A 20469-nucleotide genomic window follows, 5' to 3' on the forward strand; every position below is an offset into this window, starting at 1 on the left:
GTTCGTCGAAGCGGCCAGCGGCGGCGAGCCCGTGCCGAGGGGCAGGGAGTCGCTCACAGGAGCGACTCGCCGCGGCGGCGGAACCAGCCGGTCAACGACAGACGCTCGCGGTGGGCCGGCAGCACTTCGTGGGGCAGGCTCGCGGAGAGGAACAGCACCAGGCAGCCGGCCTCGGGCAGCACCTCGTGTTCGCCCTCGTCGAGGTACAAGCGCAGGGCGCCGCCATCTTGCGGCTGCCAGCCCGGGTTGAGGTAGAGGGCCGCGGACAGCGTGCGCCGGTCATCGTCGCGAAAACGGTCCAGGTGCTTCTCGTAGAAAGCACCGGGCGGATACAGGGCGAAATGGCTTTCGAAGTCCTCCAGGCCGAGGAACAGTGTCTGGTTCAACCCCTGGCGCAGGGTCTCCATGTGCGCCAGGTAGCGGTCGCAGGCCGCCGACTGCCCCGGTTCCAGCCATTGGATGAGGTCGCCGCGCACCCCTTCGCGAACGTGCTGGGCGTCGCCCCGGCCGACCGCCGCCGGCTCCAGCGCGCCACGCGCGGCGCGCTGGCGGCACTCGTGCGCCAGTTCGAGGGTCAGAGCCTCTGGCAGGAAGGCATGTTGCCGCGACCAGCCGCGCTCGGCGAGGTCGTCGGCGATGCGCGAAAGCAGCGGCGTGTCGGCGAAGGGTGTCATCGCGCGAGTCTATCAGCGCGGCTGCGGCGCCTCGACAACTTCGCGACGGCCCCGGAGAATATCGCCGCCAGGCGCGCTGGAATGCCCCATCGTCCCGCGCCGTCGCCCGCTTCGGCGGCGGGTTCCACAGGAGTGTGTATGCGCGTTTTGTTTGCCCTGTTCGTGTTGCTGATCAGTCCCGCGGTCTTCGCCGATGCCCATGATGACCTCTACCGCGCCAGCGGTTGGGTGGAACAGCGCGAGCATTTCCAGAGCGCCCTCGGCGCCGCCCAGAAGCGCTACCAGAACAGCCTGCCGCCAGCCCTGTACCAAGCGCTGGTGGACAACAGCAATCGCCGTTTCGAAGCCCAGGCCATGGATCGCCGCGCCCGCGAACGACTGGCCGCCGACCTCGGCGAACCCCGCGCGGCCCTGGCCTTCTTCCAGTCGCCGCTGGGGCGCAAGGTGGTGGCCGCCGAGACCCTGGCCACCCGCCCCGAACAGTTGGCGCAGCACGCCGACGGCCTGCCGCGCCTCCAGGCCGACGCCACCCGGCGCCTGCTGATCCGTCACCTGGCGCAGGCGTTGCCGGTTCGCGAGGCCGGCGCCGAAGTCAGCCTGGCCCTCGCCGGGGTGGCCGCGGACAGCCTCAGCCAGATGCTCCCCGGCCTGCTCGGCAACAACGACGCCCGCGGCCTGATGGACGGCCAGCGGCAACGCCTGATGGAGCAGATCGGCAACGACTTGGACAACACCCTGCTGCACGTCTATCGCGAGCTGTCCGATCCGGAGCTGGAGGAGTTCGCCGCCTTCGCCGAGTCGCCGGAAGGCAAGGCCTATTACCAGGCCGCCCTCGCCGCCCTGCGCGCCGGGCTGGCGTCCGACAACGCGCCCTAGGTTCTGTACGAAAAGTGCCTGCGCTCGCTGGCTTTCGTACAGACCCTGGAACGCTTCCGCAGCGCCGCAACGGCATCCGGCGAGCCCGGGATCGGCGCCACTGCCGCGAACGCCCGGAGGGCCTGTCCGGGCGGAGCGTCCGGCAGCCCTTCCTGTAGCATGCGCCTCGGCCCGGGCGCGCCACTGGATGCGCGGATTCAGGGGCATCCCGCTCGCGGCCCCGGCGCTCCCTTGGATCAGTCGATGCGTTCGTCGAGGAAGGCGAAGTAGCGCCGGCGGATCGCCTCCACTTCGTTGGCCAGGTGGTGCTGCGCCTGCGGCAGGATCAACACCTCGGGGCGGTCGAACTTGTCCCGCAGCACGCCGAGGTTGTGCTGCCAGTCGACGGTCATGTCGGCGTCGCCCTGGACGATCAGCGGCCGTCGCGCCGAGCGTGGCGCCGCCTCGATGCGCGGGATCCAGCGCGACAACGCGCCGACCCAGGCGGTCGGCAGGGTCTGCGGTTGCAGCGGGTCCTCGCGGTGGACGAAGTCGATGAAGGCGGCGTCGCCGGAATTGACGCTGAAGCGCCGCGGGATGGATTCGACGAAGGGCCGCAACAGGCGGTAGCTGAGCCGCGACCAGTTCCAGGCGCGCGGCCGCACCAGCGGCGCCAGCAGCACGGTTTCGCCCAGGCGCGGGTCCGGCGCACCGGTCAGCAGGTGGTCCAGCAGGATCGCACCGCCGGTGCTTTGCCCGCACAGGTGCCAGGGGGCCGGCAGGTTCAATGCCTCGGCCTCGGCGAGCAGGCCGGCGAGGGTCGCCTGGTAGTCGGCGAAATCCTCGATGCTGGCGCGCACGCCGCTGGACAGGCCGTGCCCCGGCAGGTCGCAGGCCAGCACGGCGAAGCCGCGTCCCAGCGCCCAGTCGATCACGTGGCGGTACAAGCCCATGTGGTCGTAGTAGCCGTGCAGCAACAACAGGCTGGCGCGCGGCTGCGGCGGCGTCCACAGCTGCACCGCGAGGCGGAAGTCCTTCACGACGAAATGCCCCAGGCGGGTCCGCACGCCGGGGTGGCGCTCGGCGAAGTCCAGGCCATAGAAGGTCCGGTAGCGGTGATTCTGCGCCAGCTCGTCGGCGGCCGTGGCCAAGGGGCGCAACAGGCTGCGCAGTTCGTCTGGCTGGAAGGGCTCGGGCATCGGGTTTCCATCGCGGTGGCGGGCGGTGTTGCCCGGGGATAGACCCGCGGGCGGTCGCCGATGTTCTGCGCGGCGCGTCGGCATGGCAAGCTAGCGCACCCCAGCCGATAGTCCGCCCCCATGCCTCCTCGCCGCAAGACCCTGCTCGCCGCCCTGCTCCTCCTGAGCGGCCTGGTCGCGTTCTACAGCGCCTGGGCCTGGTACCAAAGCCGCTACATCCGCGCCTTCGATACCCGCGCCACGCTGTTCAGCGGCGATGCGCTGCGCCTGCCGGAACGACTCGCCGGGCCCGGGCCGATACGCGTGGTGCATTTCTGGGACCCGGCCTGCCCGTGCAACGTCGGCAACCAGCAGCACCTCGCCGAGCTGATCGAAGGCTTCGCGCCCCAAGGCGTGGCCTTCTATGCGGTGCAACGACCCGGCAGCCACGGCCGGTTGCCGGCGAACCTGAAGGCGCTGGTCGCCCTGGACCGCCTGCCGGGCATGGAAGGGCTGCCAGCCAGCCCGGCGGTGGCGATCTGGGACCGCAGCGGCCGCCTGGCGTACTTCGGCCCCTACAGCCAGGGCGCCATCTGCACCTCGGCCAACAGCTTCATCGAACCGGTGCTCCAGGCCCTGCTCGCCGACCGCCCGGTGAATGCCGCCAACACCCTGGCCCAGGGCTGCTTCTGCGCCTGGCAACAGCCCTAGCCGGATGGACGCACCGCCCTGGGCACGGCCACAGAAGCCGAATCCGTGGCCGGCGCGATAGCCCTCGGCGGACGCTGTAGCAGCGGCGCTCAGGCGGAGAGCTGGGCCTCGACCCAGGCCCGCACCGCCGCGTAGGGATGGGCTTCCAGGGCGGCGTAGCCCGGCAGGCCGCGCGCCTTGAGGCGGGTGAACGCCGGCACGCTGATGCCGCAGAGGAAGCGTGTCAGGCATTCGCTGCCGGGGCCGACGCCCTTGAGGCGCTCATAGCGGGAGACGAACTCCCCGCACAGGCCGGCCAACTCCGTTCCTGCCAGCGCCGGCAGGGGCGGCGGCTCCGGCAGGCGGGCGACGCGCCCCTGGCACACCGAGCAATGCCCGCAGCGCGGCGGCACCTGTTCGTCGCCGAAATACAGGGCCAGGCGCCGGCTCAGGCAGCTATCGCTGGCGAAGAGTTCGAGCATGGCGTGTATCCGCGCCACCTCGCTGGCTTCCTGGCGGCGAAAGTAGCCGTGCAGGTCGGCGCTCAGCGCTTCGGCGTCGAACGCGGCGTCGAGCAGCGCGTAGACCTCGGTCATCTGCTTGCTTTCCAGCTCGATCCAGCGCTTCTCCGCGAACCAGTCCAGCGCCTTCACCACCCGCCCGCGCTCGGCGCGATGCTCGCGGTGCAGGGCGTCGAAATCCACCGTGCACCAGGTCCGCGCCCGCGCCGAGGTGGCGACGATGGCCTCGACGAACTGGCGCCGCTCGCCGTCGAACTTGTCCAGCAAGGCCTGGGGCTCCAACAGGTACTTGAAGCGGTACTCGGCGAAATAGGCGTAGCGCGGCGCGATGATGCCGCGCAACTCGAGTTGCACCAGCAGGGTCTTCAGCGGCAACGGGCGGATGTCGCTCTGCTCGGACAGCGCGTTGAGCATCAGCTCCCATTGCCCGCCCTCGGCCTGGGCGAGCTCGTCGAGCACCCGGCGGATACCGGTGCGCTCGGGCGTATCGCCGTAGACGAAGTTCTCCAGCAGGTTGAGGCTGTCGCGGTTGGCCAGCACCAGGCACTCGGAAGGCTTGCCGTCGCGCCCGGCGCGGCCGATCTCCTGGCTGTAGTTCTCGATGGACTTGGGCAGGTCGAAATGCACCACGTTGCGGATATCGGCCTTGTCGATGCCCATGCCGAAGGCGATGGTGGCGACGATGCAACCGATCCGCCCGGCCATGAACTGGCGCTGGATGGCCTCGCGCTGCTCGTGGGCCATGCCGGCGTGGTAGGCGCTGGCGCCGATGCCTTGCCGCGACAGGTGTTCGGCGATCTGCTCGGCGGTCTTCTGCTGGGTGACGTAGACGATGCTCGGCTGGCCGTCGCGGGCGGCCAGCCAGTCCACCAGGCGGGCGCGCTTGTCGGCGCCGCTCACCGGCTCCACCAGCAGGCTCAGGTTGGGCCGGTAGAAACCGGTGGTGACCACGTCCTCGGCGGCGATGGCGAACTTCGCACGCATGTCGGCGATCACCGGCGGCGTCGCGGTGGCGGTCAGCAACAGCGCCTGGGGAATGCCGAACTGGCGCTGGTAGTCGGGCAGCTTGAGGTAGTCCGGGCGGAAGTTGTGGCCCCACTCGGAGATGCAGTGGGCCTCGTCGATCACCAACAGGGAGATCGGCACCTGAGCGATGAAATGGCGGAAGCGTTCGTTCTTCAGGCGCTCCACCGAGATCATCAAGATCTTCAGCTCGCCGGCCTTGGCCCGCGCCATGGTCTCTGCGGTGGCCTCGCGGCTCTGCGCCGAATCGATGCTGGCGGCGGCGATGCCGTGCTGGTGGAGGAAGGCCAATTGGTCCTGCATCAGTGCCAGCAACGGCGAGATCACCAGCGTCAGGTGCGGCAGCAGCAGCGCCGGCAACTGGTAGCAGAGCGACTTGCCCGAGCCGGTGGGGAAGATCGCCGCCGCCGAGCGGCCGGCGAGCACGGCGCGGATCGCCGCATCCTGGCCGGGGCGGAAACCGGCGTAGCCGAAGACCTCGGCGAGGGTCTGCTCGATCATGGAATCCCTCCTCGGCGCATCCCTGGCGGGTGCGCATGTCCGTAGCGCGAAAAAGACGAAGCCGCCCGGAGGCGGCTTCGTCGTGGCGCGGTGACCGCTTAGAGATGCGGGCCGGCGTTCTTGATGGCGTCGGTCACGTCGAACTTCTTGAAGTTCTCGATGAACTGCTTGGCCAGGCCTTTCGCCGCCTCGTCGTAGGCGGCCGGGTCGGCCCAGGTGTTGCGCGGGTTGAGCAGGACGGTATCGACGCCCGGCACGGCCTTCGGCACGTCCAGGTTGATGATGTCCAGGTGCTCGGTCTCCGCGCCGATCAGCGCGCCGCTCTGGATCGCCGCGATCACGCCACGGGTGGTGGGGATGCTGAAGCGCTTGCCGACACCGTAGCCGCCGCCGGTCCAGCCGGTGTTGACCAGGTAGACCTTGGAGCCGAAGCCGTCGATCCGCTTGATCAGCAGCTCGGCGTACTCGCGCGGCGCGCGGGGGAAGAAGGGCGCGCCGAAGCAGGTGGAGAAGGTCGACTTGATGCCGCTGCCGGAACCCATTTCGGTGGACCCGACCAGCGCGGTGTAGCCGGACAGGAAGTGGTAGGCCGCCTGCTCGTTGTTGAGGATCGACACCGGCGGCAACACCCCGGTGAGGTCGCAGGTGAGGAAGATCACCGCGTTCGGCTCGCCGCCGAGGTTCAGCTCGGCGCGCTTGGCGATGAATTCGCGCGGGTAGCAGGCGCGGCTGTTCTGGGTCAGGCTGGCGTCGGTGTAGTCGGGCAGACGGGTCTGCGGGTCGAGCACGACGTTCTCCAGCACCGCGCCGAACTGGATGGCGCGCCAGATCACCGGCTCGTTCTTCTCGGTCAGGTCGATGCACTTGGCGTAGCAGCCGCCCTCGATGTTGAACACCACGTCGACGCCCCAGCCGTGCTCGTCGTCGCCGATCAGGTAGCGGCTCTCGTCGGCGGACAGGGTGGTCTTGCCGGTGCCGGACAGGCCGAAGAACAGGGTGACGTCGCCGTCTTCGCCCATGTTGGCGGCGCAGTGCATCGGCAGCACGTCCTTCTCCGGCAGCAGGTAGTTCTGCACGCCGAACATGGCTTTCTTCATTTCACCGGCGTAGCGCATGCCGGCCAGCAGCACTTTCTTCTGCGCGAAGTTGAGGATCACCGTGCCGTCGGAATGGGTGCCGTCACGCTCGGGCTCGCAGACGAACCAGGGCGCGTTGAGGATCTGCCACTCGCGGCGGCTGGCCGGGTTGAATTTTTCCGGGTTGATGAACAGGCAGCGGCCGAACAGGTTGTGCCAGGCGGTCTCGGTGGTCATCTTGACCGGCAGGTAGTGCTCTGGATCGGACCCCACGTGAACGTGGGAGACGAAGGTCTCGCGCTCGCCGAGGTAGGCCTCGACGCGCTCCCAGAGGGCGTCGAACTTGTCCGCCGGGAAAGGCCGGTTGATTGGGCCCCAGGCGATGGATTCGCGGGTGGAAGGCTCTTCGACGATGAAGCGGTCGACCGGCGAACGACCGGTGCGATGGCCGGTCCTGACGACCAGCGAGCCGTTGGCGGCGAGTTCGCCTTCGCCGCGGCGAATGGCTTCTTCCACCAGCTGGGCGATGCTGATATCGGTGTAGACGGTAGTGGCTTGCGTCATCGAGACTCCCCATCGGCCGGAGCCGAGTGCTGCAGACGGTTTGTAGCGGGCACGGGGTGCTCGCCACGACGAAAAAAGTGCGCGCGATTATGCCAGAAAAGCCCGCTGTGGGTAGGAACCTCCGGTCAGCGGGGTGGAAACGTGACCGAATATACGCGAACGGTCACGTACGCGATGCGTCATCCGGATCAATGACGGGTCCCGGACGGCGCCCCGCTGCCGCCACCGGCGAACAGCTGGGCCACGTCGGCGGCGTCGAAGCGATAGCGCTGGTTGCAGAACTGGCAATCGATCACCACCTCGCCGTGCTGCTCCTGCACCAGCCGCTCGGCGTCTTCCCGGCCCAGGCTCACCAACGCCCCTGCGGAACGTTCGCGGGAACAACTGCAGCGGAAGCGTAGCGGACGCGGGTCGAACAGGCGCACCGCCTCCTCGTGGTACAGGCGATACAGCAGGGTCGGGTTGTCCAGGCCGAGCAGTTCTTCGGCGGTGAGGGTATCGGCCAGGGTGGTCAGGTGCTGCCAGCTGGCCGCGCGCGCCTCGGGGTCCTTCAGGCGGTCGGCCGGCAACGCCTGCACCAGCAGGCCGCGTGCCCGGCGCCCGTCGGCGCTCAGCCAGAAGCGCGTCGGCAATTGTTCGGAATGGGCGAAGTACACCGACAGGCTCTCCGCCAGGGTCTCGCCCTCGAGGCCGACGATGCCCTGGTAGCGCTGGCCGTCGCGCGGCTCCACGGTCAGGGTCAGCACGCCTTCCGGCATCAGCTGGCGCAGCCCGGCGCCCGGGGTGATCTGTTCGTCGTGGTAGCGGGCGATGCCGCGCACGTCGCCGTCGCTGGCGCACTCGACCATCAGCAGCGGCACCGCGCCCGCGGAACGCGCCTGGAGGATCAGCAGGCCGTCGAACTTCAGGGTGCCCACCAGCAGCGCCGCGGCCGCGAGCATTTCGCCGAGCAGCTGCGCCACCGGTTCCGGATAGGGGTGCTTGGCCAGCACGTGACCGTAGCTCTCGCCGAGCACGACCAGCTCGCCGCGAACGTCGGTGTCGTCGAAAAGGAAGCGTTGCGTGTGATCGGTGACGGGCATGGGAAGACTCGCAAGGATGACAAAGGGATGGACGCTCGCTATAAAGCGCGCCATCACCCCCGTCGTAAGAGAATCCTGGATTTTATGGATAAAGCACACCTGTTCCAAGCCGAATGGCGCTGGACGCGCTTTCTGCTGTGTCATGCCATCGCCCTGGTACTGCTTGGCCTCTGGCTGTTCGAGCCGGTTCGCGCCGCGTTCTTCGGGTTCGATACGAGGTTGTTCCACCTGCTCAACGCGCCCCTGGCGGACAATGCGCTGTGGCGTCACGTCTGGGCGGTCGCCAGCCTGCGGCCGTTCGACATCCTGGTCGGGCTGATCCTGCTGTCCCTGCTGATCCGCGGCGACTGGCTGTATCCGGCGGTGCAGGCGCGGGCGGCGACCTTTGGCTTCATCGCCACGCTGATCCTGCTGCTGGTGATCCGCGTGCTGTTCTCCAAGCTGGCGAAACACCTCGGCTGGCAGCACGCCAGCCCCAGCGAGCAGCTCGACGGCGCGGTCCACCTGTCGGACTTCTTCCCCGAATGGGAGCGTCGCTACGAGCTCAAGGACCGCTCCGGCAGCAGCTTTCCCGGCGACCACGCCTCGGTGCTGATGATCTGGGCGCTGTTCCTCGGCTGCTTCGTGCGCACCGCCTGGCAAGGGTTGGTGATCGGCGGCCTGGCTCTGCTGTTCATGTTCCCGCGGCTGGTGGCCGGCGCCCACTGGGCGTCCGACGACTACATCGGCGGCCTGGCGATGGCCCTGCCGGCCCTCGCCTGGTCGATGTACACACCCTTCGCCGCCTGGGCCAGCGAACGCCTGATGCGCCTGACCGCGCCGGTGTTCCGCGCACTCGCGCGGGTGCCGCTGCTGAATCGCCTGAGCGTCGTGCGCTTGCCTTGAGCGTGTCGGGTGGCCGGGGCGGCGGAAAACGCTTCGCGGTTTTCCACCCTACGCGGGCCGGGCGCTCCTCGCCGGTCGCCCCTGAGCGGGCATCCCTGGCCGATTGTCCCTTAACCGGGCGTCCCTGAGCCGGGATATCAGAATGCGTCGCGGAAGCGGCTGATGTCCCGGCGCTGCTTCTTGCTCGGCCGGCCATCGGTCTGCATGCCCAGGGCGCCGGCCTTGCGTAACTCCGCCGTGGCCTCGCGGCGCACCCGGCTCTCCTCGGTCTCCTCGTAGAGCGCCTGGGCCTCCGGCGCGCCGCGGCGCACCCCGGACAGGGCGCGGACCACCAGGGTGCGCTCGTCGAAACCGGTGCGCACCACGTACTCCTCGCCCACCCGCGGCTCGCGGCTGGGCTTGCAGCGCTCGCCGCGCTGATGCACCTTGCCGCCCTCGATGGCCGCCTTGGCCAAGGCCCGGGTCTTGTACAGCCGGGCCGCCCACAGCCACTTGTCCAGGCGGACCCTGTCCTCGTCACGTTCGCTCGTAGCCAAGCCTTCCTCCGTTGCGCCCTGTGGCGCAGTTCGCGTCGCCCGCTGTTTACCGGGCCGATGGTAACCCCTGCCCACGCCCGCGAAAATTCCCCGCACCTCGGCGCGGGTGCGCTTGTCATACGCCAGGACTAGAATGCCGGCACGACGCGCCCGTCGGACGCACTGCGCAAGGAGAACCGCTTGTCCGCCATCGCCAGCCCATGCGGCGCCCGCTCCGGCGTGGCGAACCCGCACGGCGCGGGAACCCCCGCGTGAACGTCCTCGCCCAGCTCAACGTGATCGGCCTGCGCGAATGGATCGCCCTGCCGCAGCTCGGCATGGTCGGTCTGCGCGCGAAGATCGACACCGGCGCCAGCACCTCCACGTTGCACGCCAGCGACATCCAGCCGTTCGAGCGCGACGGCGAGCGCTGGGTACGCTTCACCGCGCATTTCGGCACCCTGGTGCAGCGGCGCCATCGCTGCGAGGCGCCGATGGTCTCGATGAAGACCATCAAGAGCTCCAACGGCCACGCCCAGACCCGCTACGTGATCCGCACCACCATGGTCCTCGGCGACCGGGTGTGGCCGATCGAATTCACCCTGACCTGCCGCAAGAACATGCGCTACCGCGTATTGATCGGCTCCAAGGCGCTGGTGGACGGCCATCTGATGGTCAACCCCGCGCTGTCCTACGTTCAAGACAAGCCGGTTCTGCCGGCCTTCGATACCTTGCCAGGTGGCCAATGAAAATCGCCGTGTTGTCGCGCAATCCGCGCCTGTATTCGACTCGACGCCTGGTGGAAGCCGGCCAGGCACGCGGGCATGAAATGGTGGTGATAGACACCCTGCGTGCCTATATGAACATCGCCAGCCACAAGCCGCAGATCCACTATCGCGGCCGCCCGCTGGAAGGCTTCGACGCGGTGATCCCACGGATCGGCGCCTCGGTCACCTTCTACGGCTGCGCGGTGCTGCGCCAGTTCGAGATGATGGGGGTGTTCCCGCTCAACGAGTCGGTGGCGATCAGCCGCTCGCGGGACAAGCTGCGTTCGCTGCAACTGCTGTCGCGCAAGGGCATCGGGCTGCCGGTCACCGGCTTCGCCCACTCCCCGGACGACGTACCGGACCTGATCCGCATGGTCAACGGCGCGCCGCTGGTGATCAAGGTGCTGGAAGGCACCCAGGGCATCGGCGTGGTGCTCTGCGAGACGGAAAAAGCCGCCGAATCGGTGATCGAGGCCTTCATGGGCCTGAAGCAGGACATCATGGTCCAGGAGTACATCAAGGAAGCCGGCGGCGCCGACATCCGCTGCTTCGTGGTCGGCGACAAGGTGATCGCGGCGATGAAGCGCCAGGCCAAGCCCGGCGAATTCCGCTCCAACCTGCACCGCGGCGGCACCGCCAGCCTGATCAAGATCACCCCCGAGGAACGCATGACGGCGCTTCGCGCGGCCAAGGTGATGGGCCTGTCGGTGGCCGGGGTCGACATCCTGCGTTCCAACCATGGCCCGCTGGTGATGGAAGTGAACTCCTCGCCCGGCCTGGAAGGCATCGAGGAAACCACCAGCAAGGACGTCGCCGGGCTGGTCATCGAGTACCTGGAAAAGAACGCCGAGCACGGCCTCACTCGCACCAAGGGCAAGGGATGAGCGGCTTCGACTTCCCCCTGCCGGGCCGGCTGGCGCTGATCGCCCCCGCCTCGGCGATCGCCGACGACGTCCTCGAGGCGACTCTCGCGGCCTTGCAGGCGGCCGGCATCGACTATCACCTGGGGCGCCATGCCCGCGCCCGCCACCGCTACCTGGCGGGTACCGTGGAGCAGCGCCACGACGATCTCTACGAAGCCTTCGCCGACCCGCAGGTGAGCGCGGTCTGGTGCCTGCGCGGCGGCTACGGCTGCGCGCAGCTGTTGCCGGGGCTGGACTGGGTGCGGCTGCGCCAGGCCAGCCCGAGGCCGCTGATCGGCTTTTCCGACATCTCCATCCTGCTCGACGCCTTTCACCGCCACGGCCTGCCGGCCATCCACGGTCCGGTCGCCACCGTCCTGGGCCAATCGCCGCTGGCGGATGCCGCCGAGCAGGCCGCGCGCCAAGCCTCCCTGGCCAGCCTCGGCCAGTTGCTGGCCGGGCACCGCTGCGAACTGCCCGCGCGGCACCTGGCCGGCCCGACCCATGCAGTACGCGGCCCGCTCGTCGGCGGCAACCTCACCGCCCTGGCCAGCGTCGCCGGCACCGTGGCGCGCATGCAGGCGCCGGATGGCGCGATCCTGCTGCTGGAAGATGTCGGCGAACCCTACTACCGCCTGGAGCGCAGCCTCTGGCAACTGCTCGACAGCCTCGATGCCGAGCGGCTCGGCGCGGTTTGCCTGGGCACCTTCAACGACTGCCCGCGCAAGGGCGTGGTCCACAGCCTGGAAGAGATCGTCGGCGAATACCTGCGTCCGCTGGGCGTCCCGCTCTACGACGGCCTGCCCAGCGGGCATACCGCGCTGAACCTGGCCTGGCCCTATGGCCGTACGGTCACGCTGGAAGACGGCGTGCTGAGAGGCTGAGGGGCCCGGCGCCCCGCCGACGCAGGTGGCAGGCACCGAGCGCTAGGTCAGGCATGCGGCTTCCCTTGTCTGAGCCCGGCCCTCAAACCGCGTCGCGCGGCAGCAGCAGGCCGAGGGGCAAGCAGACGCGGGCCTCCAGGCCACCGCCGGCACGGTTGCGCAGTTCGACGCTGCCGCCGTGCAGGGCGGCGATGCGCTTGACGATGGCCAGGCCGAGGCCGGTGCCCTTGCCGCCACGAGCGCGGTCGCCGCGTATGAAGGGGTTGAAGATGTCGCCCAGCTCCGCCGGGTCGATACCCTGGCCACGGTCGAGCACGCTGAGCACGATGTAGGGCGCGGAGCTGTCGCCGGCGATGAAGGCCGCCACCTCGACACCGCCGCCGCCATGGCGCAGGGCGTTCTCGATCAGGTTGACCAGCAGGCGCTTGATCGACACCCGCCGCAGCGGGAACGGCGGCAGCGGCTCCAGGTACAGGTGCACGTGTTCTTCCTGCTGGTTGTAGGGCGCGGCCACCTCGCGCACCAGCTCGGCCAGGTCCAGTTCCTCGACGCGCTCGTCGCGGCCGTCGCGGATGAAGGCGAGGAACTGATCGAGGATGGCGTCCATGTCCTCGATGTCGCGCACCATGTCCTCGGTCAGCTCGCTGTCCTCGCGCATCAGCTCCAGGGACAGGCGCAGGCGGGTCAGCGGCGTGCGCAGGTCGTGGGACACCCCGGCGAGCATCAATTCGCGCTCGCGGGCCGCCTGCTCCACGTCCTCGGCCATCTGGTTGAAGGCGCGGTACACCTCGGTCAGTTCGCTCGGCGTCTCGCTCACCGGCAGGCGCACGCTGCGTCCCTGGCCGAGCTGGCGGGCGGCGAACACCAGGCGCTTGAGCGGCGCGTTGAGCTGGCGCACGAAGATCCAGGCCGCCGCGGTGGACAGCAAACCGATGCCGAGGAACCAGCCAAGCACGCTCCAGATTTTCTGCCCGCGCAAGGGGTGCGGATAGAGCGGCACCTGCACCCAGTCGCTGCCCAGGTTGGGCGCGTGCACCCAGAGCGACGGCGGGCTCTGCACCCGCACCCGCACCTCGGTCTCCGGCCCCAGCTCGGCCTGCATCTGGCGCAGGAAGATTTCGCTGTAGGGCCAATGCTGCTCGCCCGGCGGCACCTGGGTACGCGGCACCCGGTTGAGGCCGGCGGCGCGGGCCACGTGGTCGCGGTCGTCGGCATCCGCCGCCCAGTAGGCACGCAGGGTCAGCGCCGCGCCATGGCTGTACTGGCGGTCCACCAGCACGTCCTCGTTCATCATCAGGTAGACCAGGGTCAGCGCCTTGGAAAACAGCACGACCGCCAGCACCAGCCAGAGGGTGCGGGCGAAGAAGCTTTGCGGGAACCAGACGGGGGTTTTCATGGGATCGAAGCCGAAGTGGGAACGCGGGAGGAACAGCCGCGATGCCCAGCCTGGCACCGCCGGCGGCGCCTTTCAGCGCTGCGGCTGACGGGGCGGCGAGAGGAGAACCGGGCCTGGCGGATCAGCGCGCGGCCTCCGGCGCGGGCGCCGGCTTCACTTGTTGCCGTCCGGCACGAAGACGTAGCCCACGCCCCAGACCGTCTGGATGTAGCGCGGCTTCGACGGGTCCGGCTCGATCAGCCGGCGCAGGCGGGAAATCTGCACGTCGATGGAGCGCTCCAGAGCGTCCCATTCGCGGCCGCGGGCCAGGTTCATCAGCTTGTCGCGGGTCAGGGGCTCGCGGGCGTGCTGTACCAGCGCCTTGAGCACGGCGAACTCGCCGGTGGTGAGCATGTGCACGTCGTCGCCGCGCTTCAGTTCGCGGGTGGCCAGGAACAGCTCGTAGTCGCCGAAACGCACGGTTTCGTCATGGCTGGCCGGCGCGCCCGGCACCACCGGCGCCTGGCGGCGCAGCACCGCCTTGATCCGCGCCAGCAACTCGCGCGGGTTGAACGGCTTGGCCAGGTAGTCGTCGGCGCCCAGCTCCAGGCCCTGGATGCGGCTGGATTCGTCGCCCTTGGCGGTGAGCATGATGATCGGCAGTTGGTTGTTCGCCGTGCGCAGGCGGCGGCAGGCGGACATGCCGTCCTCGCCGGGGAGCATCAGGTCGAGCACCAGCAGGTGGAAAAGCTCGCGGGACAGCAGGCGATCCATCTGCTCGACGTTCTCCACCGCGCGCACGCGGTAGCCCTGTTCTTCGAGGAAGCGTTCGAGCAGGCGGCGCAGCCGCGCGTCGTCGTCGACGACCAGGATCTTTTCGCCCTCGGCAGGCAATGCGGTGGTGCTCATGGGATCTCCCAGACAGGACAGGGCGGCATTATGACCCAGGTGCCGGCCGGCGCCGCGACGCCCATTGTTAGCAGATTTTTCCCCTCCGGGAGCACCCGCCGGCCCGAGGTCGGGGGCGGGCGTCCTGCGGGGGCCGCCGGGCATGGTTATAATGCCGCCCTTTTTGCGCCAGGCCCGGCCTGTTTTTCAATCCGTCAGGTGGTTCATGAACAGCATCAATACCCGTATCGCCGAAGAGCTGGGCGTCCGCCCGCAACAGGTCGCCGCCGCCGTGGCCCTGCTCGACGAAGGCTCGACCGTGCCCTTCATCGCCCGTTACCGCAAGGAAGTCACCGGCAGCCTCGACGATACCCAACTGCGCCACCTCGAAGAGCGCCTGCGCTACCTGCGCGAACTGGACGAGCGCCGCGCGGCGATCCTCGCCAGCATCGAGGAACAGGGCAAGCTGACCGCGGAGCTGACCCGCGAGATCAACCTGGCCGACACCAAGACCCGCCTGGAAGACCTCTACCTGCCGTACAAGCAGAAGCGCCGCACCAAGGGCCAGATCGCCCTGGAGGCCGGCCTCGGCGAACTGGCCGACGCGCTGTTCGGCGACCCGACACGGGACCCGGAAGCCGAGGCCGCGCGCTTCGTCGACGCGGAAAAAGGCTTCGCCGATGCCAAGGCCGTGCTCGAAGGTGCCAAGTACATCCTCATGGAACGCTTCGCCGAGGACGCCGACCTGCTCGCCCGGTTGCGCGGCTTCCTCAAGGACAACGCCACCCTCGCCGCGCGCCTGGTGCCCGGCAAGGAACAGGAAGGCGCCAAGTTCAGCGACTACTTCGAACACGACGAACCGCTGCGCAACGCGCCGTCCCACCGCGCCCTGGCGATCTTCCGCGGGCGCAACGAGGGCGTGCTCAGCGCCGCGCTGAAGGTCGGCGACGAGCTGCCGGGCAGCATGCACCCCTGCGAGGCGATGATCGGCGAGCGCTTCGGCATCGCCAACCAGGGCCGTGCCGCGGACAAATGGCTGGGCGAGGTGGTGCGCTGGACCTGGAAGGTGAAGCTCTACACCCACCTGGAAACCGACCTGTTCGGCGAACTGCGGGAAAAGGCCGAGAACGAGGCGATCACCGTGTTCGCCCGCAACCTGCACGACCTGCTGCTGGCCGCCCCGGCCGGTCCGCGCGCCACCCTGGCCCTCGACCCGGGCCTGCGCACCGGCTGCAAGGTGGCGGTGGTCGACGCCACCGGCAAGGTGCTCGACACCGCCACCGTCTATCCCCACGCGCCGCGCAACGACTGGGACGGCACCCTCGCGGTGCTTGCCAAGCTGTGCGCCAAGCACGCGGTGGACCTGATTTCCATCGGCAACGGCACCGCCAGCCGCGAGACCGACAAGCTGGCCGCCGACCTGATCCGCAAGCTGCCCGGACTCAAGCTGACCAAGGTGATGGTCAGCGAGGCCGGCGCCTCGGTGTATTCCGCCTCGGAGCTGGCGGCCAGGGAGTTCCCCGACCTCGACGTGTCCCTGCGCGGCGCGGTGAGCATCGCCCGGCGCCTGCAGGACCCGCTCGCCGAGCTGGTGAAGATCGACCCGAAATCCATCGGCGTCGGCCAGTACCAGCACGACGTGTCGCAGCTGAAACTGGCGCGCTCCCTGGACGCGGTGGTGGAGGACTGCGTGAACGCCGTCGGCGTCGACGTCAACACCGCTTCGGCGGCGCTGCTGGCGCGGATCTCCGGGCTCAACGCGACCCTGGCGCAGAACATCGTCGCCCACCGCGACGCCCATGGCGCCTTCAAGACCCGCGCCGACCTGAAGCAGGTCGCGCGCCTCGGCGAGAAGACCTTCGAACAGGCCGCCGGCTTTCTGCGCGTGATGAACGGCGAGAATCCGCTGGACGCCTCGGCGGTGCACCCGGAGACCTACCCCCTGGTGCAGCGTATCGCCGCCGACACCGGCCGCGACATCCGCTCGCTGATCGGCGACTCGGCCTTCCTCAAGCGCCTCGACCCCATGGCCTTCACCGACGAGCGCTTCGGCCTGCCGACCGTCACCGACATCCTCAAGGAACTGGACAAGCCCGGCCGCGACCCACGCCCGGAGTTCAAGACCGCCGAATTCCAGGACGGCGTCGAGACGCTCAAGGACCTCAAGCCCGGCATGGTGCTGGAAGGCGTGGTGACCAACGTCACCAACTTCGGTGCCTTCGTCGACATCGGCGTGCACCAGGACGGCCTGGTGCACATCTCGGCGCTCTCGGAAAAATTCGTCAAGGACCCCTACGAAGTGGTCAAGGCCGGCGACATCGTCAAGGTCAAGATCATGGAGGTGGACATCCCGCGCAACCGCGTCGGCCTGTCCATGCGCATGGGCGACACCCCCGGCGAGAAGGTCGAGGGGCCCCGTGGCGGCTCGCGCCAATCGGCCCCCCGCGCCGCACCCGCACCGCGCGCCGCCGCGGCGCCGGCCAGCGGAGCGATGGCCTCGTTGTTCGCCAACGCTAAGCAGATCAAGAAGAAGTGAGCCGCGGGCGGGCCCCTGGCGGGCCCGCCTTGCCGAGAGTCCGCCGGTTCGCCCGGAACGCGGCGCCCGCCCGACTTCTCAGGGCGAGGCGTCTGGTGTAAGCCTTTTCCCACCCGGGACGAAGCGACAACGCATTTGCGTCCTCGACCTTGTAGAGCGTCCGATCCACCCCCATAGTGAGGCGATCGACGCGTGAAGGAATTCCAATTTTGAGCGATCTTCTCTCTCGCCGCCTGGCTGTCCTGGGCGAGCGCGCCAACCTGTCGCTGCTCGGCCAGTGTCTGCACGGTATCGAACGCGAGTGCCTGCGCGTCGACCCCCAGGGCGAACTGGCGCTCACCGATCATCCGCGCGCGCTGGGCTCGGCCCTGACCCACCCGCAGATCACCACCGACTACTCCGAAGCCCTGGTGGAGTTCATCACGCCCACCCACGTCGACGCCGCGCAGACCCTCGACGAGCTGGAGAAGGTGCATCGCTACGCCTACAGCAAGCTCGACGGCGAGTACCTGTGGAGCCCGTCGATGCCGGGCCGGCTGCCGCCCGAGGAAGTGATCCCCATCGCCCGCTACGGCGACTCCAACATCGGCCGGCTGAAGCACGTCTACCGGCGTGGCCTGGCGGTGCGCTACGGCAAGACCATGCAGTGCATCGCCGGCATCCACTACAACTTCTCCCTGCCCGAGGCGGTGTGGCCGCTGCTGCAGGGCCTCGAAGGCGATACCCAGAGCCCGCGCGACTACCAGTCCGCGCGCTACATCGCGATGATCCGCAATTTCCGCCGCTACAGCTGGCTGCTGATGTACCTGTTCGGCGCCGCGCCGGCGCTGGACGGCAACTTCCTGCGCGGCCGCCCGCACCAGCTCGACAGCCTGGATGCCGACACCCTGTTCCTGCCCTGGGCCACCAGCCTGCGGATGAGCGACCTGGGCTACCAGAACAACGCCCAGGCCGGCCTGACGCCCTGCTACAACAGCCTCGACAGCTACCTCGACAGCCTGCGCCAGGCAGTCTCCACGCCCTACCCGCCCTACGCGGCCATCGGCACCCAGCGCAACGGCGAGTGGGTGCAGTTGAACACCAACATCATCCAGATCGAAAACGAGTACTACTCGAGCATCCGCCCCAAGCGCGTCACCTACACCGGCGAACGTCCGCTGCAGGCGCTGCTCTCCCGCGGCGTGCAGTACGTGGAGGTCCGCTGCCTGGACATCGACCCCTACCTGCCGCTGGGCATCGACCTGGCCGAGGCGCGCTTCCTCGACGCCTTCCTGCTGTACTGCGCGTTGCAGGACAGCCCGCCGATGGCCGGCGACGAATGCCGCGCCAGCACCGACAATTTCCAGCGCGTGGTCAAGGAAGGCCGGCGTCCGGGGCTGCGCCTGCAACGGGGCGGGCAAGCGCTCGAACTGCATGCCTGGGCCGGCGAGTTGCTGGAGCGGATCGGCGCCCTGTCCGAGCTGCTCGACCAGGTGCAGGGCGGCGACAGTCACCGCAGCGCTCTGGCCGCCCAGTGGGCGAAGCTGGAGAACCCCGAGCTGACGCCGTCGGCCCGGGTGCTGGCGGACCTGCGCGCCAGTGGCGAGAGCTTCGTCCAGTTCGCCCTGCGCCAGAGCCGCGCCCACGCCGAGTACTTCCGCAGCAAGCCGATGAGCGCCGCGGAACAGGCGCACTTCGACGCCATGGCGAGCCAATCGCTGACCGAGCAGGCCGAACTGGAAGCCGCGTCGAGCGGCGACTTCGACACCTTCGTCGCCGCCTACCAGGCCAGCATCCTCGGCCTGCTCAGCGTCTGATCGGCGGGCCGCCGCGGACGACGTCCGCGGCGGCCTCGTACGCCACGACCCTCCTCCGCGCTTCCGGTGCCCTTTCCTCGAAGGCTTCTCGCCCCCGGCGAGAGCGGTGTCACAAAAACGACAATCCATGCCCTCGGGCGACACGACAGCCCTGCCATGACGGAAAACCGACGGCTAGGATGGGGAAACCTTCGTTGCGAGTCGCGCTTATGCCGTCACCGGCCGTCGTCACCGAGAATGATCGCCACTGGAGCCTGGAAACCCTGAACAAGGCGTACCAGCAGGGCTACATGGCCGGCCTCACCGGCCAGCCCGCCAGCCTGCAACCCTACCCCGCGGATGTCTTGGCGGCCGCCTGGGAGGCCGGTTGGGACGACGGCCAGGCACAGCAACAGGACAAGCTCCAGGCGGTGGGCTGAGCCCGCCTCAATCCGCGTCCCGCAGCGCGTCGTCCACCGGCACCCGGTAGCCATTGGCCAGACGATTGGTCTCGTTGGCCATCCCGATCACCGCCAGCAATTCGCCGAACATCGCCTCGTCCATGCCCACCTTGCGCGCCGCGGCGCCATGGGAGGCCATGCAGTATTCGCAGTTGTTGGTGACGCTCACCGCCAGGTAGATCAGCTCTTTGGTCAGCGGATCCAGGGCGCCCGGCGCCATCACCTCCTTGATGCTGCTCCAGGTGCGCCGCAGGGTTTGCGGATGTCGCGCCAGGGCCTTCCAGAAATTGTTCACCTGTTCCACCTGGCGCGTCGCCATGATGTCGTCGAACACCTCGCGAACCTCCTGGCTGGCATTTGCATATTCGATCAAGTGCTTAGACGACATGACATTCCTCCATTTATGTTCTGAGTGGCTCGGCGCCGACCGGCGCGACCGCCTTCCATCATGGGGAAAACGCAGATGCAGTACCATCGTTTGAGCCAAGCCCTGCTCGCCGCCGTGGCCAGCCTCCCGCTCCTGGCGAACGCCGCGCAACCCGGCCTGTGGGACACCTACGCCAGCCTGAAGACGCACACCTGGGTCGACCTGACCCACACCTACGACGAGCAAGTCCCCCACTGGAAGGGTTTCGAGGACGCCCAGCGCAAGACGCTCTACACCATCGACAAGGACGGCTTCCAGGTCGAGCTGTACAGCCACGTCGGGCAGTGGGGCACCCACGTCGACCCGCCGGTGCACTTCCACAAAGGGCTGCGCAGCATCGAGCAGCTCGACGTGAAGGAACAGCTGCTGCCCCTGGTGGTGCTGGATATCCATGCCCAAGTGGAAAAGAACCCGGACTACGTGATCAGTCTGGCCGACGTCAAAGCCTGGGAAGCCCGGCACGGCGCGGTGCCCGAGGGCGCGTTCGTGGCGCTGCGCAGCGACTGGTCGAAGCGCTGGCCGGACCAGGCGAAGATCCAGAACGCCGACGACAAGGGCGTGGCCCACTACCCCGGCTGGAGCAAGGAAGCCCTGGTCTACCTCTACGAGACCCGCAAGATCACCGCCTCGGGCCACGAAACCACCGACACCGACCCGGGCATCGCCACCAGCCGCGACGACTACTCCCTGGAGTCCTACGTGCTCGGCACCGACCACTACCAGATCGAGCTCCTGGCCAACCTCGACCAGGTACCCGAAGCCGGCGCCCTGGCCGTGGTGAGCTTCCCGAAAATCGCCCGCGGCACCGGGTTCCCGGCGCGGGTCTTCGCCATCCTGCCCTAGGGCTGGACGCACCGTTCTAGAGGCGTCGAAGAAGCCGGACAACCGCG

Annotated in this window: 19 protein-coding genes; 10 read left to right on the top strand and 9 right to left on the bottom strand. The window is 68.7% G+C overall.

Translation table 11 applies throughout. The features are described 5' to 3' along the window. Positions 1-53: 53 nt before the first annotated feature. Positions 54-674 (bottom strand): 2OG-Fe(II) oxygenase, encoded by a 621-nt coding sequence (locus OGL92_RS14425; RefSeq protein ID WP_263144549.1) that lies wholly within the window; start codon positions 672-674, stop codon positions 54-56. Between the two features lie 138 nt (positions 675-812). On the opposite strand from OGL92_RS14425, the gene OGL92_RS14430 reads away from it, so the two are divergent. Next, the gene (locus OGL92_RS14430) at positions 813-1550 is read left to right on the top strand and encodes a DUF2059 domain-containing protein (protein WP_263144552.1); all 738 of its coding nucleotides are present in this window, start codon (positions 813-815) and stop codon (positions 1548-1550) included. 236 nt (positions 1551-1786) lie between these two features. Here the strand turns inward: OGL92_RS14430 and OGL92_RS14435 are convergent, their stop codons facing one another. After that, positions 1787-2728 carry an alpha/beta hydrolase gene (locus tag OGL92_RS14435; protein ID WP_263144554.1) on the bottom strand — a complete coding sequence of 314 codons (942 nt, stop codon included), beginning with the start codon at positions 2726-2728 and terminating at the stop codon, positions 1787-1789. A gap of 120 nt (positions 2729-2848) precedes the next feature. On the opposite strand from OGL92_RS14435, the gene OGL92_RS14440 reads away from it, so the two are divergent. Next, entirely contained in the window at positions 2849-3418 is a 570-nt protein-coding gene (locus tag OGL92_RS14440) for a DUF6436 domain-containing protein (RefSeq protein WP_263144556.1), read from the top strand. A gap of 89 nt (positions 3419-3507) precedes the next feature. Here OGL92_RS14440 and OGL92_RS14445 read toward each other — a convergent pair whose 3' ends face one another. From OGL92_RS14445 to hslO, 3 genes are all read right to left on the bottom strand, one after another. Further along, the gene (locus OGL92_RS14445; protein WP_263144559.1) at positions 3508-5442 is read right to left on the bottom strand and encodes an ATP-dependent DNA helicase RecQ; all 1935 of its coding nucleotides are present in this window, start codon (positions 5440-5442) and stop codon (positions 3508-3510) included. 98 nt (positions 5443-5540) lie between these two features. Next, positions 5541-7082: a phosphoenolpyruvate carboxykinase gene (locus tag OGL92_RS14450; protein ID WP_263144561.1), complete on the bottom strand. Its 1542-nt coding sequence runs from the start codon at positions 7080-7082 to the stop codon at positions 5541-5543. 188 nt (positions 7083-7270) lie between these two features. Further along, entirely contained in the window at positions 7271-8164 is an 894-nt protein-coding gene (gene hslO, locus OGL92_RS14455) for an Hsp33 family molecular chaperone HslO (RefSeq protein WP_263144562.1), read from the bottom strand. A gap of 84 nt (positions 8165-8248) precedes the next feature. On the opposite strand from hslO, the gene OGL92_RS14460 reads away from it, so the two are divergent. Beyond that, positions 8249-9049: a phosphatase PAP2 family protein gene (locus OGL92_RS14460; protein WP_263144564.1), complete on the top strand. Its 801-nt coding sequence runs from the start codon at positions 8249-8251 to the stop codon at positions 9047-9049. A gap of 137 nt (positions 9050-9186) precedes the next feature. Here OGL92_RS14460 and OGL92_RS14465 read toward each other — a convergent pair whose 3' ends face one another. Then, the gene (locus OGL92_RS14465; RefSeq protein ID WP_263144566.1) at positions 9187-9585 is read right to left on the bottom strand and encodes a S4 domain-containing protein; all 399 of its coding nucleotides are present in this window, start codon (positions 9583-9585) and stop codon (positions 9187-9189) included. A gap of 284 nt (positions 9586-9869) precedes the next feature. Between OGL92_RS14465 and OGL92_RS14470 the strand changes: the two genes are divergently transcribed. From OGL92_RS14470 to OGL92_RS14480, 3 genes are read left to right on the top strand one after another with little or no spacing between them, the layout of a single operon-like run. Next, complete coding sequence (locus tag OGL92_RS14470; RefSeq protein WP_263144607.1) at positions 9870-10313, top strand: ATP-dependent zinc protease; 444 nt, start codon at positions 9870-9872, stop codon at positions 10311-10313. After that, the gene (gene rimK, locus OGL92_RS14475; protein WP_263144568.1) at positions 10310-11215 is read left to right on the top strand and encodes a 30S ribosomal protein S6--L-glutamate ligase; all 906 of its coding nucleotides are present in this window, start codon (positions 10310-10312) and stop codon (positions 11213-11215) included. Before OGL92_RS14470 ends, rimK begins: the two co-directional genes overlap by 4 nt. Continuing rightward, complete coding sequence (locus OGL92_RS14480) at positions 11212-12117, top strand: LD-carboxypeptidase (protein ID WP_263144569.1); 906 nt, start codon at positions 11212-11214, stop codon at positions 12115-12117. Before rimK ends, OGL92_RS14480 begins: the two co-directional genes overlap by 4 nt. A gap of 82 nt (positions 12118-12199) precedes the next feature. Here OGL92_RS14480 and OGL92_RS14485 read toward each other — a convergent pair whose 3' ends face one another. Beyond that, positions 12200-13513, bottom strand: a complete 1314-nt coding sequence (locus OGL92_RS14485) for an ATP-binding protein (protein WP_263144571.1) — start codon at positions 13511-13513, stop codon at positions 12200-12202. A gap of 153 nt (positions 13514-13666) precedes the next feature. Then, positions 13667-14401, bottom strand: a complete 735-nt coding sequence (gene ompR / locus OGL92_RS14490) for a two-component system response regulator OmpR (RefSeq protein WP_263144572.1) — start codon at positions 14399-14401, stop codon at positions 13667-13669. A 205-nt stretch (positions 14402-14606) separates the two neighbouring features. Here ompR and OGL92_RS14495 point away from each other — a divergent pair, with 205 nt between their 5' ends. The 3 genes from OGL92_RS14495 (at position 14607) to OGL92_RS14505 (ending at position 19131) form a co-directional block, all read left to right on the top strand. Then, entirely contained in the window at positions 14607-16916 is a 2310-nt protein-coding gene (locus OGL92_RS14495) for a Tex family protein (protein WP_263144574.1), read from the top strand. Positions 16917-17125: 209 nt separating this feature from the next. After that, the gene (gene gshA / locus OGL92_RS14500) at positions 17126-18712 is read left to right on the top strand and encodes a glutamate--cysteine ligase (protein WP_263144576.1); all 1587 of its coding nucleotides are present in this window, start codon (positions 17126-17128) and stop codon (positions 18710-18712) included. A gap of 209 nt (positions 18713-18921) precedes the next feature. Further along, on the top strand, positions 18922-19131 hold the full coding sequence (locus OGL92_RS14505) for a ribosome modulation factor (RefSeq protein WP_263144578.1): 210 nt from the start codon (positions 18922-18924) through the stop codon (positions 19129-19131). Positions 19132-19138: 7 nt separating this feature from the next. Here the strand turns inward: OGL92_RS14505 and OGL92_RS14510 are convergent, their stop codons facing one another. Next, a complete protein-coding gene (locus OGL92_RS14510) occupies positions 19139-19540 on the bottom strand; it encodes a carboxymuconolactone decarboxylase family protein (protein ID WP_263144579.1) in 402 nt (133 codons plus the stop codon). A 75-nt stretch (positions 19541-19615) separates the two neighbouring features. On the opposite strand from OGL92_RS14510, the gene OGL92_RS14515 reads away from it, so the two are divergent. Continuing rightward, complete coding sequence (locus OGL92_RS14515) at positions 19616-20422, top strand: cyclase family protein (RefSeq protein WP_263144581.1); 807 nt, start codon at positions 19616-19618, stop codon at positions 20420-20422. Positions 20423-20469: the final 47 nt, after the last annotated feature.

The sequence above is a fragment of the Pseudomonas sp. RIT-PI-AD genome (assembly GCF_025642785.1).
Classification (GTDB): Bacteria; Pseudomonadota; Gammaproteobacteria; order Pseudomonadales; family Pseudomonadaceae; genus Pseudomonas_T.

Excerpts from the sequence above, each read along its gene's own strand:
- OGL92_RS14425 (WP_263144549.1), bottom strand. The coding sequence starts at position 674 with ATGACACCCTTCGCCGACACGCCGCTGCTTTCGCGCATCGCCGACGAC.
- OGL92_RS14430 (WP_263144552.1), top strand. The coding sequence starts at position 813 with ATGCGCGTTTTGTTTGCCCTGTTCGTGTTGCTGATCAGTCCCGCGGTC.
- OGL92_RS14435 (WP_263144554.1), bottom strand. The coding sequence starts at position 2,728 with ATGCCCGAGCCCTTCCAGCCAGACGAACTGCGCAGCCTGTTGCGCCCC.
- OGL92_RS14440 (WP_263144556.1), top strand. The coding sequence starts at position 2,849 with ATGCCTCCTCGCCGCAAGACCCTGCTCGCCGCCCTGCTCCTCCTGAGC.
- OGL92_RS14445 (WP_263144559.1), bottom strand. The coding sequence starts at position 5,442 with ATGATCGAGCAGACCCTCGCCGAGGTCTTCGGCTACGCCGGTTTCCGC.
- OGL92_RS14450 (WP_263144561.1), bottom strand. The coding sequence starts at position 7,082 with ATGACGCAAGCCACTACCGTCTACACCGATATCAGCATCGCCCAGCTG.
- hslO (WP_263144562.1), bottom strand. The coding sequence starts at position 8,164 with ATGCCCGTCACCGATCACACGCAACGCTTCCTTTTCGACGACACCGAC.
- OGL92_RS14460 (WP_263144564.1), top strand. The coding sequence starts at position 8,249 with ATGGATAAAGCACACCTGTTCCAAGCCGAATGGCGCTGGACGCGCTTT.
- rimK (WP_263144568.1), top strand. The coding sequence starts at position 10,310 with ATGAAAATCGCCGTGTTGTCGCGCAATCCGCGCCTGTATTCGACTCGA.
- OGL92_RS14480 (WP_263144569.1), top strand. The coding sequence starts at position 11,212 with ATGAGCGGCTTCGACTTCCCCCTGCCGGGCCGGCTGGCGCTGATCGCC.
- OGL92_RS14485 (WP_263144571.1), bottom strand. The coding sequence starts at position 13,513 with ATGAAAACCCCCGTCTGGTTCCCGCAAAGCTTCTTCGCCCGCACCCTC.
- ompR (WP_263144572.1), bottom strand. The coding sequence starts at position 14,401 with ATGAGCACCACCGCATTGCCTGCCGAGGGCGAAAAGATCCTGGTCGTC.
- OGL92_RS14495 (WP_263144574.1), top strand. The coding sequence starts at position 14,607 with ATGAACAGCATCAATACCCGTATCGCCGAAGAGCTGGGCGTCCGCCCG.
- OGL92_RS14505 (WP_263144578.1), top strand. The coding sequence starts at position 18,922 with ATGCCGTCACCGGCCGTCGTCACCGAGAATGATCGCCACTGGAGCCTG.
- OGL92_RS14510 (WP_263144579.1), bottom strand. The coding sequence starts at position 19,540 with ATGTCGTCTAAGCACTTGATCGAATATGCAAATGCCAGCCAGGAGGTT.
- OGL92_RS14515 (WP_263144581.1), top strand. The coding sequence starts at position 19,616 with ATGCAGTACCATCGTTTGAGCCAAGCCCTGCTCGCCGCCGTGGCCAGC.